Here is a 16,411-nt window from a genome sequence, read left to right on the forward strand (position 1 = left end):
GCACAGGGTGCGGTTTCTATCCTTGAGCCACTTCCGCGACCGCACAAATGGGCAGTGGCAAGATGGTGGCAGTTCGAGTCGCGTAATTTATAGTAATTCTCATATAGATTTAAAGTGTTGCTTTGACTTACCTGATAAATAGTCATGCGCTACACCTGTAACGGTATGTGTCCGCACCTAAATTCCCCGCGACATTCCTCGTTTACAGGACAGCTCCCCGTGTCTGTCGGCCCCCCGACAGCGTCCGCCTGCCGCCGCTTTTCGTGCGCAGGATGAACGACGGGCCGATACCCATTGGCCGGAACCCTGCATGAAACGTCCCCGACAGACCCGACGCGCCCTGCTTGTAGCACTTTGTCTGATCCCCGTTATCGCCATCGCCGCCTGGCAAGTGATCCCACCGGGCCGGGATAAATTCGCCACCGTGCAAGTCAGTCGTGGCGACATTGAAAGCAGCGTCACCGCGCTGGGCACCCTGCAGCCCCGGCGTTATGTCGACGTGGGTGCGCAGGCGTCCGGGCAGATCCAGAAGATTCATGTGGAGGTCGGCGACGTGGTCAAGGAAGGCCAGCTGCTGGTGGAGATCGATCCGTCCACCCAGCAGGCCAAGCTCGACGCCGGCCGGTTCTCCATCGAGAACCTCAAAGCGCAGCTCCAGGAACAACGAGCCCAGCATGAACTGGCCCGGCAGAAATTCCAGCGCCAGCAGAACCTCAAGGCCGGCGGCGCGACCCGCGAGGAAGACGTGCAAACCGCCCAGGCCGAACTGCGTGCCACCCAGGCGCGCATCGACATGTTCCAGGCGCAGATCCGTCAGGCCCAAGCCAGCCTGCGCAGCGATCAGGCCGAACTCGGTTACACGCGGATTTACGCACCGATGGCCGGCACCGTGGTCGCCCTCGACGCCCGGGTCGGCCAGACCCTCAACGCTCAGCAGCAAACACCGTTGATTCTGCGCATCGCCAAGTTGTCGCCCATGACGGTGTGGGCCGAAGTTTCGGAAGCCGACATCGGCCACGTCAAACCCGGCATGACCGCCTGGTTCACCACCCTCAGCAGCGGCAACCGGCGTTGGAGCAGCACCGTGCGGCAGATTCTGCCGGTGCCGCCCAAGCCACTGGACCAGACTAGCCAGGGCGGCGGCAGCCCGGCCAGTTCGAGCAAAAGCGGCAGCGCGCGCGTGGTGCTGTATACGGTGTTGCTGGACGTCGATAACGCCGACAACGCGCTGATGGCGGAAATGACCACCCAGGTGTTCTTCGTTTCGGATCAGGCAAAAAACACCCTGACCGCGCCGGTCGCAGCGCTGCAGGCCGGCACTGAAGCGAATAGGCAAATTGCCCAGGTCGTCGCTGAGAACGGCAGTATCCAGCAGCGCGACGTGCGCACCGGCATCAGCGATCGTCTGCGGGTGCAGATCCTCGACGGTTTGCAGGAAGGCGATCACCTGCTGATCGGCACGGCCGACGGGAGTGGCGGCTGAATGCAGACGCCTCTGATCGACCTGCAGGACATCCGCAAAGCCTACGGCGGCGGCGATTCACCGCAAGTTCACGTGTTGCGCGGCATCGACCTGTCGATTCATGCCGGGGAATTCGTGGCGATTGTCGGCGCGTCAGGCTCCGGCAAATCGACGCTGATGAACATCCTCGGTTGCCTCGACCGCCCGACCTCGGGCGAATACCGGTTCGCCGGGCAAAACGTCGCCGCCCTCGACAGCGACGAGCTGGCCTGGCTGCGCCGCGAAGCCTTTGGCTTTGTGTTCCAGGGTTATCACCTGATCCCGTCCGGCTCGGCCCAGGAAAACGTCGAGATGCCGGCCATCTACGCAGGCCTGCCCGCCGCCGAACGCCATGCCCGCGCCGCCGCCCTGCTCGACCGCCTAGGTCTGGCGTCGCGCACCGGCAACCGCCCGCACCAGCTCTCCGGCGGCCAGCAACAACGGGTGTCGATTGCCCGCGCCTTGATGAACGGCGGCCACATCATCCTCGCCGACGAACCCACCGGCGCCCTCGACAGCCACAGCGGCGCCGAGGTCATGACCCTGCTCGACGAACTGGCGAGCCAGGGCCACGTGGTCATCCTCATCACCCACGACCGCGAAGTCGCGGCCCGGGCCAAGCGCATCATCGAAATCCGCGACGGGCTGATCATCAGCGACAGCGCGGCGGACAACCCTCAAGCACAAACCTCGGCCAACCCCGGTGCGCTGCAAGCGGTGGATCTGCGCAAGCGCCTGACCGAAGGCGCCGAAGCGACCGGGGCCTGGAAAGGCGAACTGATCGACGCCGTACAAGCGGCGTGGCGGGTGATGTGGATCAACCGCTTTCGCACCGCGCTGACGCTGCTCGGCATCATCATCGGCGTGGCGTCGGTGGTGGTCATGCTGGCCGTCGGCGAAGGCAGCAAACGCCAGGTCATGGCGCAAATGGGCGCCTTCGGCTCAAACATCATTTACCTCAGTGGCTCATCACCCAACCCGCGAACGCCGCGGGGTATCGTCACCCTGGATGACGTCGCGGCGGTGGGAAGCCTGCCGCAGGTGACGCGGATCATGCCGGTCAACGGGCAGGAGGCCGGGGTGCGTTTCGGCAACCTCGACCACTTGAGCTACGTCGGCGGCAACGACACCAATTTCCCGGCCATCTTCAACTGGCCGGTGGTGCAAGGCAGCTATTTCACCCAGGACGATGAACGTAACGCCGCCGCGGTGGCAGTGATTGGCCACAAGGTGCGGACCAAGTTGCTCAAGGACGTGGCCAACCCGATCGGCCAGTACATCCTGATCGAAAACGTGCCGTTCCAGGTGGTCGGCGTGCTCGCCGAAAAAGGCGCCAGCTCCGGCGACTCCGACAGCGACGACCGCATCGCCATCCCCTACTCCGCCGCCAGTGTGCGGCTGTTCGGCACACATAATCCCGAATACGTGGCTATCGCCGCTGCCGACGCACGCAAGGTCAAGGAGACCGAAATCGCCATCGAGCAATTGATGCTGCGCCTGCACAACGGCAAGAAGGATTTCGAACTGACCAACAACGCCGCGATGATCCAGGCCGAAGCGCGCACGCAAAACACCTTGTCATTGATGCTGGGCTCGATTGCCGCCATCTCGCTGCTGGTCGGCGGCATCGGGGTGATGAACATCATGCTGATGACCGTGCGCGAGCGCACGCGGGAGATCGGTATCCGCATGGCCACCGGCGCCCGCCAGCGCGACATCCTGCGCCAGTTCCTGACGGAAGCGGTGATGCTTTCGGTGGTCGGCGGTCTCGCCGGGATTGCCCTGGCGCTGATCGTCGGCGGCGTGCTGATCCTCAGCGAAGTCGCGGTCGCGTTCTCTTTGATAGCGGTGCTCGGCGCCTTCGCCTGCGCCCTGGTCACCGGTGTTGTCTTCGGCTTCATGCCGGCCCGCAAAGCTGCCCGACTCGATCCGGTCACGGCCCTTACCAGTGAATGATCTCTCCATGAAGCCGCAACTGAGTTTACTGACCCTCTGCCTGTTGCTCGGCGCCTGCGGCACGCCCGCCCAGCGCCCGGACAGCGGCCTCCAGCCGCCCGACGCCTGGCAATCGCCGCACACGCAAGACGCCACCCGCAACAACCTGCAATGGTGGACGCGGTTTGGCAGCCCACAGCTGGATCAACTGATCGAACAGGCGCGGGTCGGCAGTTACGACCTGGCCGCGGCCATCGCGCGGGTGCGCCAGGCGCAGGCCGAGACGGTGGTTGCCGGTGGCTCGCTGCTGCCGGAGGTCAAGGCTGGCCTCAACGCCAATCGGCAAAAACTGCTGCGCGGCAACGGTTACAGCCAGCTCGACGCCGACAGCGACAACAAGGCCGTCGATTACTTCAACGCGAGCCTCAGCGCCACTTACGAAATCGATTTCTGGGGCGGTCAACGGGCCTCCCGTGACAGCGCGCAATTCGCTTTGCAGGCCAGCGAGTTTGATCAGGCCACCGTGGAATTGACGCTGCTCAGCGGCGTCGCCAACACCTACGCGCAGGCCTTGTCGCTGCGCGAGCAAAGCCGCATCGCCGAGCTGAACCTGGCCAACGCGCAGAACGTATTGAAACTGGTGCAGACGCGATTCGATTCAGGGTCCGCAACGGCACTTGAGCTGGCGCAGCAGAAGAGCCTGGTGGCCGCGCAACAACGGCAGTTGCCGCTGGTGCAGCAACAGGCTCAAGATGCGCTGATCGGTCTGGCCGCCCTGCTCGGCCGGCCGGTTCAGCAACTGGCGCTGGGGCAGGAGCGCTTTGATCAGCTGTCATGGCCGACCATCGCGGCCGGCGCCCCCAGCGAATTGCTCACCCGCCGCCCGGACATCGCCCGCGCCGAAGCGCAACTGGCCGCCGCACAAGCCGACGTCACCGTCGCCCGCGCGGCGATGCTGCCGAAGGTGACGTTGAGTGCCGAACTGGGGTCGGGGGCGAACCGGGCGGCAGATATTCTGCGCAGTCCTTTCTACAACCTCACCGCCGGATTGCTTGCGCCGATCTTCAACAACGGTCGCTTGGGCGCCGAGCGCGACAAGGCCACGGCCCGCCAGGAAGAACTGCTGGAAACCTATCGCGGGGCGATCATCAACGGCTTCGCCGACGTGGAAAAAGCCCTCAACAGCATTCGCGGGCTGGATGCACAGCGACAGTGGCAAAGCGAGGAACTGAGCCAGGCGCAGACCGCCTTCAATATCGCGCAAAGCCGTTATCAGGCCGGAGCCGAGGATTTGCTGACCGTGCTGGAGACCCAGCGCACGCTGTATGCGGCGCAGGATCTGAATGTGCAGCTGCGGTTGTCGCGGTTGCAGGCGAGTATTGCGCTGTACAAGGCGTTGGGTGGCGGGTGGCAGGTTCTGTGATTTGAGATGCCAGTGAGGGCCGCTTCGCGGGCAAGCCTCGCTCCTACAGGTACATATGATGCCCTTGTAGGAGCGAGGCTTGCCCGCGAAGAACGATAACCCGGTCTATCGGTTTAGCTGGTAATCGGCCTGGCCTTCAAATGCCGCGCATACCAAGGCCGCTGCGGCACTTTGCGGAACAGGTCCGCCAGCTTTTTATCGTCTTCACCAAAGGTGATGCGCAACGCCAGTTTCATGGTTTCCGGGTCCATCTCGACCGACTTGCCCATCTGCAACCCCGGCGTCGTGCTGCAACCATGGGTGCTCGGCCCCAGCCACGGATCAGCCACCTCGACCCAGCGCCCCGGCGCAAACCACGCCACACCGTTGACCTCCAGCCGACTCACCTCCCCCGGATGAAAACGCTCGTGGGCGCGAAACCAGTCTTCCAGGCGATCGTCGATCCAGCCGTGAAAATGCCAGAACACCGGGTTCACGTGGGATGAAAACGGGTCGCCGAGGAAGTCGTTTTCCGGCGCATACCAGCGCGCGGAAAAGTCCGCCGGATCCCTCGCGAACGGCACCGGCTGGCCATTGGACGGATCACGCGGCACCGACGCCCAGCGCATATGCAGCCAGTCGTGCAGCCCCAGCTCGACCTCTGAACCGAACTGCCCAAGGGTGAGTTTCGACAGATAACGCGGATCCCGATAGCGCGACTCCCAGACCTGGAAGTTGCTGTGATACGTCTCAGCGGTCTTGATGTCGCTGACCCATTGCGAATATTCGGCATCGTCGTCGGCCTGCCAGGTCGGTGGCAACGCGGTGCCGTCATGGTTGTCGCAGTAATTGGCGAAACCGATGCGATCCCGGGCCAGTTCCGGCTGCGGCAGTGGAAAATGCTGCCAAGACGGCAAATCCTGCATCGAACGCGCCGTGCCCAGCATGTGCCGGTGCATGAAGAAAAAGTCCACGCCTGAACCGTTGCGATCCTTTCGCGCGCCACGGGCATCACGCTCCTTGTCCCGCGGGCCGGGCTGCCAGCCGATACCGCGCAGGGCGTTGCGCTTGTCTTCGGAGAGGGTGTGCCACTTGTCCCGGGAGGCATGCCAGAGCTGGTGAAACAGCCGATGTTCGGCGGACACCAGCCACGCCAGCAGTGGCGCGTTGAGACCGGTTCGCTCGCGAGCTTCGGGAAACACCCGCTTGACCGCGATGAAGCGATTGTCTTGCGCGGTCATCATCAACGGGCGATCGAGGTTCAACACCCGGCCACTGAGGGTGCCGCTGCCGGCGTTGCCGAAACCGGCCCAGACTTCGTCCAGCGACATGCTGAATTCGTAATCTGGCGTGCCACTGGCGGCGGTGGCACTGACCAGCCGCCAGCTCAGCTCGGCCGGTTTGGCGTCTGCCAGATCGCCCAGCACCCGGTAGCGCGGCTCATCGCTGGAGCGTAAACGCTGGGCGGTGTCGAGGAATCCGATCAGGCCGCGACCTTTGTGGCCGACGTCGAGAAACACTTCCAGCCCGTCCCGTGGCAAGCCTTCGATACCGGCGTCACGCCCTTCGAAACGAATCTGCCAGACGCCACGCAAGGTGTTCGCCAACTGCTGGCCGGCGACATCCGCCACATCGAATGAAGCTTCGCCGGGGGTGATCGTCGGATCCGGTTTCGTCCATTCGCGATGCCCATAAAAAGCCGCAGGCACGGCGGCGCCGGTGAGCGCCAGGCCTGCCATGAACCATCGTCGAGAAATCGTCATTGCCCTACCTGTGTCAGCCATGAAGCAGGCTTTATCCAAGCTAGAACGTTTGTTGCCTGCAAAAATTTAAAAGCTTCGCGGGCGAGCCTCGCTCCTACAGGTCCTGCATTAACCCGTAGGAGCGAGGCTTGCCCGCGAAGAGGCCATCAGTCCCACTAAATTTCCAACCGGACCACTCGTTCTTCCCAGATAGCAAAGGCCCCTGCGCCCGCACCGGGGCGACGAACCTGACTGAGATGGCAATGACAAAACCACGTTCGAAAAAGGCTCTCTACATCGGCCTGCCGCTGGCCCTGGCGATCAGTGCCGGGGCAGGCTATGCGGCCTGGGATTACTGGTTCAAGGACAATCCAGGCTACCCAGCCAAGGTGATGAAACAAGCCGATGAGTTGCAAGAGCGCATCCTCTCGTTCGACAGCCACGTCACCGTACCGCTGGACTTCGGCACCGCCGGCAATGAAGCGGACAAGGACGGCACCGGGCAATTCGACCTGGTCAAGACCGGCCGCGGTCGCTTGTCCGGCGCGGCCCTGACGATTTTCGGCTGGCCGGAAATCTGGAACGGCGCCAACGCCCCGCATCGCCCCACCGCCGGCTTCGTCGACGAAGCCCGGTTCGAGCAGGAAACCCGCTACAAAATCATCAGCACGATGGTTCGCGACTTCCCCAACCAGGTTGCCATTGCCTACACCCCGGACGATTTCCGTCGCCTGCACGGCGAAGGCAAGTTCGCGATCTTCATGAGCATGCTCAACGCCTACCCGCTGGGCAACGACCTGACCGCGCTGGACACGTGGGCCGCTCGTGGCATGCGCATGTTCGGTTTCAGTTACGTGGGCAACAACGCCTGGGCGGATTCGTCCCGACCGCTGCCGTTCTTCAATGATTCGCGCGACGCCCTTGGGGGCCTGTCGGAGATCGGCAAACAAGCGGTGCATCGTCTCAACGATCTGGGCGTGATCATCGACGTGTCGCAGATGTCGACCAAAGCCCTGGAGCAAGTCGCCCAGTTGAGCCGCACGCCGATGGTCGCCTCGCACTCGGCACCGCGTGCCCTGGTGGACATCCCGCGCAACCTCAGCGACCAGGAAATGCAGCTGATCAAGAAAAGCGGCGGCGTGGTGCAGATTGTCGGCTTCCCGACCTACATCCGTCCGCTGAGCCAGGCCACCCAAGACAAACTCAACGCCCTGCGCGCACGCTTCGACCTGCAACCGCTGCAAGGCCTGGAGATGGCGCTGATGCCGGGCGACCCGGTGATCACCGTCTGGTCCGAACAACGTTTCGGCGAGTACGCCAGCCAGCTCTACGCCATCGTCGACGAAGAACCGAAAGCCACCCTCAAGGACTACGGCGACGCGATTGATTACGCGGTGAAAAAAATCGGTATCGACCATGTCGGCATCAGTTCCGATTTCAACGACGGCGGCGGTCTGGAGGGCTGGAAGGATGTCAGCGAAGCTCGCAACGTGACGGCCGAGCTGATCAGTCGCGGCTACAGCGAGGCCGATATCGCCAAGCTTTGGGGCGGGAATTTCCTGCGGGTCTGGGACCAGGTGCAGAAGTCGTCCAGACCGGTGGCAAAAAACTGATGTCCTCTTTTGCAAAAGCGAACCGAGCTCATGACTAACCGCCGTTCATTCCTCAAGCAGGCCGGTATTCTCGCGGCTGGCCTGCCCCTGAGTGCTGCCGTGAATCTGCCGGCACTGGCTGCCAATCCACCGCCGCTGTCCAAGGACAAATGGGCGCAATTGCGTTCGTTGTTCGACCAGGATCCGGACTACCTGCACTTCGCCAATTTCCTGGTCACGTCCCACCCACGTCCGGTGCGTGAGGCGATTGAACGCCACCGCGCCAACCTCGACCGCAACCCGGGGCTGGCAATGGATTGGGACCTGGGCGAAACCGAAAAACGCGAGCACGCGGTGCGCGTCTGGGCCGGTCATTACCTCAAGGCCAAGCCTGAGCAAATCGCACTGACCGGCAGCACCACAGAAGGTCTGTCGCTGATCTACGGCGGCGTCCATGTTCGCCCGGATCAGGAAATCCTCACCAGCGAGCACGAACACTACGCCACCAATTACGCTCTGGGCTATCGCCAGCAAAAGGACGGGGTCAAGGTGCGCAAGCTCAAGCTGTTCGAGAACAGCCAAACCGTGTCGGCGGATGAGGTGCTGGATTCGATCGCCAAAGGCATTCGCCCCGAAACCCGCGTGCTGGGCATGACCTGGGTGCAGTCCGGCAGCGGCGTGAAGCTGCCGATTGGTGAGATCGGCAAGCTGGTGGCGGAACGCAATCGCAATCGTGAGGAAAAGGACCGCATCCTGTATGTGGTCGATGGCGTGCACGGTTTCGGCGTCGAAGAGCTCGACTTCCCAGACATGCACTGCGACTTTTTCATCGCCGGCACCCACAAATGGATGTTCGGCCCGCGCGGCACCGGGATCATCTGCGCCCGTTCAGCCGAGCTCAAGGATGTGACGCCGACGATTCCGACCTTCTCCGAAGCGACCACGTTCTCGACCATCATGACCCCCGGCGGTTATCACAGCTTCGAACATCGCTGGGCCCTGGACGAGGCGTTCAAGCTGCACCTGGAACTGGGCAAGGCCGAGGTCCAGGCGCGCATTCACGCCCTCAATACCTATGCGAAAAACCGGCTGTTGGAACACCCGCAGATTGAATTGGTCACGCCCAGGAGCCCGGACCTGTCGGCCGGGTTCACCTTCTTCCGGGTCAAGGACCGCGACTGCGAAAAAATCGCCGTCCAGTTGATGAAAAACCGCGTGGTTTGCGACTCGGTGGACCGCGACGTCGGCCCGGTGATCCGAATCGCGCCCGGCCTGCTCAACACCGAAAACCATATCGACCGCGTCATGGCCTTGCTGAGCAAAACCGTCTGATGCGGCCCCTTGTGGCGAGGGAGCTTGCTCCCGCTGGACTGCGCAGCAGTCCCTTTCTTTGGGGCCGCTTCGCTGCCCAGCGGGAGCAAGCTCCCTCGCCACAGAGACGCCAGTTTTCTTTAAATCGAGACGACAAATGAACCGAGATCTATTAACCGTGCCTCTCAAGGCCCTCGCCTTGTCCGCCCTCCTCGCCGGTCTGCTGCCAACCACCGCCCAGGCGGCCACCACCCCGCAACCCGGCAAAGTATTCAAGGACTGCCGCGATTGCCCGGAAATGGTCGTGCTGCCCGCCGGTACGTTCACCATGGGTACGCCGGACGATGAAGTCGGTCGCGAGCCCGACGAAAGCCCGATGCACGAGGTGACCTTCGTCAAACCCTTCGCCATGAGCCGCTTCCAGGTCACCGCCGGTGAATGGGACAGCTACGTGCGCGAGAGTGGCGTGACCATCGCCAATGGGGATACCCGACCGGGTCGCGAGTGCGTCGCCAGCAAACCGCGTTACCCGCAAGGCCCGCGTCAGCCGGCGGTGTGCATGAATTTCGATGACGTGAAGAACTACGTCGCCTGGCTCTCGAAGAAGACCGGGCAGAAGTACCACATGGTCAGCGAAGCTCAACGCGAATACGCCGCGCGCGGCGGCACCAAGGGTCCGTTCCCCTTCCCGTTCGATGAAGGCAAGGAATACAGCATCAGCCAACACGCCAACACCTACGGCCCGGCGGACGGTTACAGCTACAGCTCGCCGGTCGGCAGCTATGCACCGAATGCGTTCGGCCTGTACGACATGCACGGCAATGTCTACGAATGGGTCGAAGACTGCGAACACCCCAACTACGTCGGCGCGCCCACTGATGGCAGTGCGTGGGTAGAACCCAACTGCGAAGCGGTGCGCATTCGCGGCAACGACTGGGGTGAAGCGCCAGTGTTCTCCCGCTCCGGCAACCGCAACAGCCAGTACCCGCAAGAGCGTGGCGACTGGATAGGTTTCCGTATCGTGCGTGATCTCTAAACCATAATCCCGATCCTGTGGGAGCGAGCCTGCTCGCGAAGGCTGTTTAACAGTCGACATGGATGTCGGCTGACTCACCGCTTTCGCGAGCAGGCTCGCTCCCACAAGGTTTAGTGTGGTGTCAGGTATTTTCGCTATGCCCGGCGAACGCCGCCAGTCGGCGACCCTGTAAATTAACCCCTCGATCAGACGTTCTACTGGGTATCTGCCTTTATACCCAAGGAACTGTCTTCCATGACCCAGCCTCCCCGTGGCGCCATCGGCGAGTTGTTCGCCCTGTTGAAACCGTTTCGACTCATCGTCGCCGCGTCCATTTTCCTGGGCATGGTCGGCGGCTTGAGTGTCACGGTACTGCTGGCGACCATCAACAACGCCCTGCATTCGGACACCGGCCTGACCCAAGGCGTAGTCGCCTTGTTTGCCGGCCTGTGCCTGCTGGCGCTGCTGAGCTCGATCTGCTCGGACATCGGCACCAACTACGTCGGCCAGCACATCATTGCCAGGCTGCGCAAACAGCTCGGTGAAAAAGTCCTGTCGGCACCCATCGAGCAGATCGAACGCTATCGCAGCCACCGCTTGATTCCGGTCCTGACCCACGACGTCGATACCATCAGCGACTTCGCCTTCGCCTTCGCCCCCCTGGCGATTTCCCTCACCGTGACCCTCGGTTGCATGGGTTACCTGGCCATCCTGTCGTGGCCGATGTTCCTGATCATGGTCGCCGCGATCCTGATCGGCACCGCGATCCAGGCTTACGCCCAGAGCAAGGGTGTGCAGGGTTTCATGGCCGCCCGTGACGCTGAAGACGAGCTGCAAAAGCACTACAACGCGATTGCAGATGGCGCCAAGGAACTGCGAATCCACCGCCCGCGTCGCCAACGCATGTTCGTGTCGGGGATCAAGGCGACAGCCGATTTCATCTGCAAGACCCAGGTGCGCTCGGTCAACACCTTCGTGATCGCCAAGACCTTCGGCTCGATGCTGTTCTTCGTGGTCATCGGCCTGGTGCTGGCGCTGCAATCCTTCTGGCCAAGCGCCGACAAGACCGTGATGAGCGGCTTCGTGCTGGTGCTGTTGTATATGAAAGGCCCGCTGGAGCATTTGATCAGCACGTTACCGATTGTCAGCCGTGCGCAGATCGCCTTCCGCCGGATCGCCGAGTTGTCCGAGCAGTTTTCCACCCCTGAGCCGCACTTGCTACTCAGCGATCAGGGCAACGTCAAGCAAGCCGTGCACGAACTGAAACTGGCCGATGTGCGTTTCGCCTTCCCGGCTGTCGAAGGCGCTGCACCCTTCCAGTTGGGCCCGGTCAACCTGACGATCAAGCAAGGCGACATCACGTTTATTGTCGGTGAGAACGGTTGCGGCAAGACCACGCTGATCAAGTTACTGCTGGGTTTGTACACGCCGCAACAGGGCGAGATCCGGGTCAACGGCGAGGCGATTGATGCGCAAAATCGTGATGACTATCGCCAGTTGTTCACCACGATCTTCGCTGATTATTACCTGTTCGATGACGTGGTCCAGGGCGACACGCACATCCCCGAAGACGCCAACAAATACCTGCAACGCCTGGAAATCGCGCACAAGGTCAGCGTCAAGGACGGCAATTTCACCACCACCGACCTTTCCACCGGCCAGCGCAAGCGCCTGGCGCTGGTCAATGCCTGGCTCGAAGAACGCCCGGTGCTGGTGTTCGATGAATGGGCGGCCGACCAGGACCCGACCTTCCGCCGGATTTTCTACACCGAGCTGCTGCCGGACCTCAAGCGCCTGGGCAAAACCATCATCGTGATCTCCCACGATGACCGTTACTTCGACGTGGCCGACCAGTTGGTGCGCATGGAGAGCGGCCGGGTCGTCACCGAGCTGGCACCGGCCTGACCCTGCGGGAGCGAGCCTGCTCGCGATAGCGGTGGATCAGTCACCTTCAATGGTGAATGAAATACCCCCATCGCGAGCAGGCTCGCTCCCACCGTTGTTTCTCTTAACTGGCCGACATTTGGGCGACCCCCTCGCCACGGTTTCTTCTTTCTGAAAATTAATTGGCGTCTTTCTTTCCGGTTTTTGCTTCGCGCCGCGTCTAATAATCATTCTTATTAACAAAAACTCTGCACCCCACTTTTCAGGAGCTCAGGTAAGTAATGCGACCTCTACCACGCCGCACACCTCTCGCGCTGGCCGTACAGCGCCCGACATTGCATCGCACCCTGTTTACCAGCGTGCTGCTGACCGCCACCTTGCTGGGGAGCTCGATGGCCAATGCTGCACCTGTAAAAGTGAACATTGCCGTCCAGCCGCTTTCCAACGCGCTGACCGAGCTGGGCATGCAGACCAACCTGCAGATCCTCTACAGCCCGGATCAGGTGGCGGGTATCAAGTCCCGTGCAGTGTCAGGTTCGCTGGAGCCGTCCGAAGCCCTGAGTGCCCTGCTCAAAGGCACCGGCATTTCGTTCCAGATCAACGGCAACAGCGTCACGCTGGTCTCCGGCGGCGGTTCGGGCTTGCAACTGGGCGCGACCACGATTTCCGGCCAGGCCCTGGGCCTGACCACTGAAGACACCGGCTCCTACACCACCGGCGCCACCACCACCGCGACCAAGCTGCCGCTGACCCTTCGCGAAACACCGCAATCGGTAACCGTGGTCACCCGCCAGCAGATGGACGATCGCGGCGTCACCAGCGTTGCCGACGCACTGCGCAACACCCCCGGCATCACGTCGCAGAAGTACGACAGTGACCGTACCGAATTTTCCGCCCGTGGCCAGGCCATCACCAACTTCCAGTACGATGGCGTCAACACTATCTACGACGGTGTGTACGGTGAAAACCCGAACAACAGCGACGACTCGGCCAGCCTCGACCACATCGAAGTCATCAAAGGCGCTACCGGCCTGATGACCGGCACCGGCGATCCGTCCGCCACGGTCAACCTGATCCGCAAGAAGCCGACCAAGGAATTCAAGGCCTCGGTCAGCGCCACCGCCGGCCGCTGGGACAAGTACCGTGCTGAAGGTGATATTTCCGGTTCGCTGACCGATTCCGGCAACGTCCGCGGTCGCTTCGTGACCACGTACCAGGACGCCAACTCGTACCTGGATCACTACAGCCAGAAGAAAGACCTGTTTTACGGCGTACTCGAAGCCGACCTGACCGACGACACCCTGCTGACCTTCGGCATCGACAAATCCAGCGCCACCCCGCGCGGTTCGTCGTGGACCGGTAACCCGACATATTTCGCCGATGGCGGGCGTACTGAGTTCCCGCGTCACTTCAACCCGGCGGCCGACTGGAGCCGTCGTGATTTCGACAGCACCACCTACTTTGCATCGCTGGAGCAAGCGCTGGCCAATGACTGGAAACTCAAAGTCAGCCTGGACCAGAAAACCACCGACCATGACACCCAACTGGCCTCGGCCAGCGGCGGCAACCCGGACCGCGCCACCGGTGAAGGCATGTTCCTTTACTGGGGTCGCTGGGAAGGTCATCGCGTGCAGAACACCGCTGACGTGAACGTCTCCGGCCCCTTCAGCCTGGGCGGTCGCGAGCACGAACTGGTCGCCGGTGTCATGGCGTCCCACTCGCGCCAGACCGGTTCGACTTACGACACCAGTGCGTTCTCCCAAGTGCCCGGCAGCATCTATGACTGGAACGGCGAACTGCCGAAACAGGAATTCCCGAAGAACGGCAAATACGAACGTACCCAGAGCCAGAACGGCGTTTACCTGGCCACGCGCCTGCGCCCGACCGATGACCTGTCGTTCATCCTCGGCACCCGCCTGAGCACCTTCAAGTACAACGAAGACTACAACTACAACCCGGGCGCCAACCAGACCGACACCCACGCCAGCTACAAGGAACACGGCGTCGTCACCCCGTATGCCGGTGTGGTTTACGACCTCAACGACACGTACTCCGCGTACGCCAGCTACACCAATATCTACCAGCCGCAAATCTACAAGGACGCCAACGGCTCGACCCTGCAGCCGGTTGAAGGCAACGCCTACGAGACCGGTCTGAAAGCGGCCTACTTCGAAGGCAAGCTGAACGCCAGCCTGGCCTTCTTCCGCATCGAACAGGACAACGTCGCTGAATCGATCGGCACCAACCCGGTCACCAACGAAGGTATCTACAAAGCCATCGACGGCGCGACCACCAAAGGTGTGGAACTGGAACTGGCCGGTGAACTGGCCGAGGGCTGGAACCTGTCCGCGGGCTACACCTACGCCCGGACCCGTGACCAGGACGAGCAACGGATCTTCGGCTACCCGCTGTCCACCACGCGCCCTGAACACGTCGTTCGTACCTTCACCACCTACCGTCTGCCGGGCGTGATGAACCAGTTCACCGTCGGTGGCGGCGTGAGCTGGCAGAGCGCGTTCTACGGCAAGATCTACAGCGCCAGCGCGGGCGACTACACCCAGATCAAGCAAGGTGGCTACACCCTCGTGGACCTGATGACCCGTTACCAGTACGACGACCATCTGAGCTTCACCGTCAATGCCAACAACGTCTTCGACAAGAACTACCTGACGGGCCTGGGCAACTTCGACACCACGTTCTACGGCGAGCCGCGTAACGTGCAGGTCACCGCGAAGTATGATTTCTGAGTCGTGAGCTGAAATGAAAAATGCCCGTGTCGTCAGATGCGGGCATTTTTTTTGGCCAGGGATTTTGTGGTGAATGGGAGTCCGCCTTCGCGGGCAAGCCTCGCTCCTACAGGTTGGCGTCGAGTTGTGGCATGGTGCCAACCTGTAGGAGCGAGGCTTGCCCGCGAAGGCAATTGTCGCCCACCAGAAATCCCCTGGACCGGACACAAAAAAACCGCCACCCCTGATCCAGGCATGGCGGTTTTTTTCATGGCAATTCAGATCCGCGAACGCACCCACCCCGCCACTTCCGAGTGAATCCCTTCCACTTCCCCCAGCAACCCCGCCATGCGCATGAAGTCATGGGTCATCCCCGGCTGTTCCAGCAACGTCGCTTCATTCCCCGCCGCACGCAACCGCTCGGCATACGCCAGCCCTTCATCATGCAGCGGATCGTGCCCGGCCAAGTACACCAGCGCCGGTGCCAAGCCTGATAAATCCGCCGCCAGCAACGGCGAGCAACGCCAATCCGCCAGGTCGTCCGGCGTGCGCCCGTAATGCGCGTAGAACCAGTCCAGCGTCGGCGTCTCCAGCAAATAGCCCTCGGCAAAATCCCGGTGCGAGGCGCGTTTCGTCGTCGCATCCGTCACCGGATACAGCAACACCTGGGCCTTGGGTTTCAACGCCAGTTCCTCAGGTTCACGCACTGCCATGATCGACAACACCGTGGCCAATGTTGCACCCACGCTGTCACCGACCAGCGCCACCCGGTTCGCATCCAGCCCACGCGCAGCGCCCTCGCGCACCAGCCAGTTGCCCGCATCGCAAGCGTCCTGCACCGGCGTCGGGAAACGCCATTGCGGCGCCAGTCGGTAATCCACGGTCAACAACGCAAACCCGCCTTGCGAGGCCAGTCGCCGGCACAGCGCATCATGGGAATCGAGGCTGCCGACCACATAGCCGCCACCATGAAAATACAGCAACACCGGCTGCAAGCCGTCGACCGCTTGCCCATCGCGATACACCCTTGCCGACAGACTGTGGCCATCCCGCGCGTCAATGGTGAAGTCCTCGCAGGCAACGCTGTCCAGCGGCACATCGAGAAACCCCGAGGAGGCTTCAAAATCAATCCGTGCCTGTTGCGGAGCCTGTTCATGCATCGCGCGACTTTTACCGGTCATCCGGCCCAACTCGGCGAGTTCGAGAAATGCTTCAAGTTCTGGCAATACGGCCATGGGACGAATCCTTTAAATAAACAAGTACAAAAATGCGAGAAAAACCGTGATCTGTAGGAGCGAGGCTT

10 protein-coding genes are annotated in these 16,411 nt (G+C 62.0%); 8 read left to right on the forward strand and 2 right to left on the reverse strand.

The window, feature by feature from the left end; translation table 11 throughout:
- Positions 1–310 precede the first annotated feature (310 nt).
- Genes BLU63_RS00245 through BLU63_RS00255 form a run of 3 tightly spaced genes read left to right on the forward strand, consistent with a single transcriptional unit; the run spans position 311 to position 4,859 of the window.
- Positions 311–1,483: an efflux RND transporter periplasmic adaptor subunit gene (locus BLU63_RS00245; RefSeq protein ID WP_010458456.1), complete on the forward strand. Its 1,173-nt coding sequence runs from the start codon at positions 311–313 to the stop codon at positions 1,481–1,483.
- Positions 1,484–3,457 (forward strand): MacB family efflux pump subunit, encoded by a 1,974-nt coding sequence (locus BLU63_RS00250; protein WP_083374645.1) that lies wholly within the window; start codon positions 1,484–1,486, stop codon positions 3,455–3,457. It abuts the gene before it with no gap.
- Between the two features lie 7 nt (positions 3,458–3,464).
- On the forward strand, positions 3,465–4,859 hold the full coding sequence (locus BLU63_RS00255) for an efflux transporter outer membrane subunit (RefSeq protein ID WP_083374646.1): 1,395 nt from the start codon (positions 3,465–3,467) through the stop codon (positions 4,857–4,859).
- Positions 4,860–4,972: 113 nt separating this feature from the next.
- On the opposite strand, the gene pvdP is transcribed toward BLU63_RS00255, so the two are convergent.
- On the reverse strand, positions 4,973–6,601 hold the full coding sequence (gene pvdP, locus BLU63_RS00260) for a pyoverdine maturation tyrosinase PvdP (protein ID WP_083374647.1): 1,629 nt from the start codon (positions 6,599–6,601) through the stop codon (positions 4,973–4,975).
- A 242-nt stretch (positions 6,602–6,843) separates the two neighbouring features.
- Between pvdP and pvdM the strand changes: the two genes are divergently transcribed.
- The 5 genes from pvdM to BLU63_RS00285 all read left to right on the forward strand — a co-directional run bounded on the left by pvdM (position 6,844) and on the right by BLU63_RS00285 (position 15,129).
- Positions 6,844–8,193, forward strand: coding sequence for a pyoverdine-tailoring dipeptidase-like protein PvdM (gene pvdM, locus BLU63_RS00265; protein WP_083374648.1), 1,350 nt, complete (start codon positions 6,844–6,846; stop codon positions 8,191–8,193).
- 30 nt (positions 8,194–8,223) lie between these two features.
- Positions 8,224–9,504 carry a pyoverdine-tailoring periplasmic protein PvdN gene (gene pvdN, locus BLU63_RS00270; protein WP_083374649.1) on the forward strand — a complete coding sequence of 427 codons (1,281 nt, stop codon included), beginning with the start codon at positions 8,224–8,226 and terminating at the stop codon, positions 9,502–9,504.
- Positions 9,505–9,640: 136 nt separating this feature from the next.
- The gene (pvdO, locus tag BLU63_RS00275) at positions 9,641–10,519 is read left to right on the forward strand and encodes a dihydropyoverdine dehydrogenase (RefSeq protein WP_083374650.1); all 879 of its coding nucleotides are present in this window, start codon (positions 9,641–9,643) and stop codon (positions 10,517–10,519) included.
- A gap of 234 nt (positions 10,520–10,753) precedes the next feature.
- Positions 10,754–12,403, forward strand: coding sequence for a cyclic peptide export ABC transporter (locus tag BLU63_RS00280; protein ID WP_083374651.1), 1,650 nt, complete (start codon positions 10,754–10,756; stop codon positions 12,401–12,403).
- A gap of 260 nt (positions 12,404–12,663) precedes the next feature.
- Complete coding sequence (locus BLU63_RS00285; protein ID WP_010458435.1) at positions 12,664–15,129, forward strand: TonB-dependent siderophore receptor; 2,466 nt, start codon at positions 12,664–12,666, stop codon at positions 15,127–15,129.
- A gap of 257 nt (positions 15,130–15,386) precedes the next feature.
- On the opposite strand, the gene BLU63_RS00290 is transcribed toward BLU63_RS00285, so the two are convergent.
- Positions 15,387–16,343, reverse strand: coding sequence for an alpha/beta hydrolase (locus tag BLU63_RS00290; protein ID WP_083374652.1), 957 nt, complete (start codon positions 16,341–16,343; stop codon positions 15,387–15,389).
- Between the last annotated feature and the right edge of the window lie 68 nt (positions 16,344–16,411).

This window comes from Pseudomonas mandelii, from assembly GCF_900106065.1.
Lineage (GTDB): Bacteria > Pseudomonadota > Gammaproteobacteria > Pseudomonadales > Pseudomonadaceae > Aquipseudomonas > Aquipseudomonas mandelii.

Excerpts from the sequence above, each read along its gene's own strand:
- BLU63_RS00250 (WP_083374645.1), top strand. The coding sequence starts at position 1,484 with ATGCAGACGCCTCTGATCGACCTGCAGGACATCCGCAAAGCCTACGGC.
- BLU63_RS00245 (WP_010458456.1), top strand. The coding sequence starts at position 311 with ATGAAACGTCCCCGACAGACCCGACGCGCCCTGCTTGTAGCACTTTGT.
- pvdP (WP_083374647.1), bottom strand. The coding sequence starts at position 6,601 with ATGACGATTTCTCGACGATGGTTCATGGCAGGCCTGGCGCTCACCGGC.
- pvdO (WP_083374650.1), top strand. The coding sequence starts at position 9,641 with ATGAACCGAGATCTATTAACCGTGCCTCTCAAGGCCCTCGCCTTGTCC.
- BLU63_RS00285 (WP_010458435.1), top strand. The coding sequence starts at position 12,664 with ATGCGACCTCTACCACGCCGCACACCTCTCGCGCTGGCCGTACAGCGC.
- BLU63_RS00255 (WP_083374646.1), top strand. The coding sequence starts at position 3,465 with ATGAAGCCGCAACTGAGTTTACTGACCCTCTGCCTGTTGCTCGGCGCC.
- pvdM (WP_083374648.1), top strand. The coding sequence starts at position 6,844 with ATGACAAAACCACGTTCGAAAAAGGCTCTCTACATCGGCCTGCCGCTG.
- pvdN (WP_083374649.1), top strand. The coding sequence starts at position 8,224 with ATGACTAACCGCCGTTCATTCCTCAAGCAGGCCGGTATTCTCGCGGCT.
- BLU63_RS00280 (WP_083374651.1), top strand. The coding sequence starts at position 10,754 with ATGACCCAGCCTCCCCGTGGCGCCATCGGCGAGTTGTTCGCCCTGTTG.
- BLU63_RS00290 (WP_083374652.1), bottom strand. The coding sequence starts at position 16,343 with ATGGCCGTATTGCCAGAACTTGAAGCATTTCTCGAACTCGCCGAGTTG.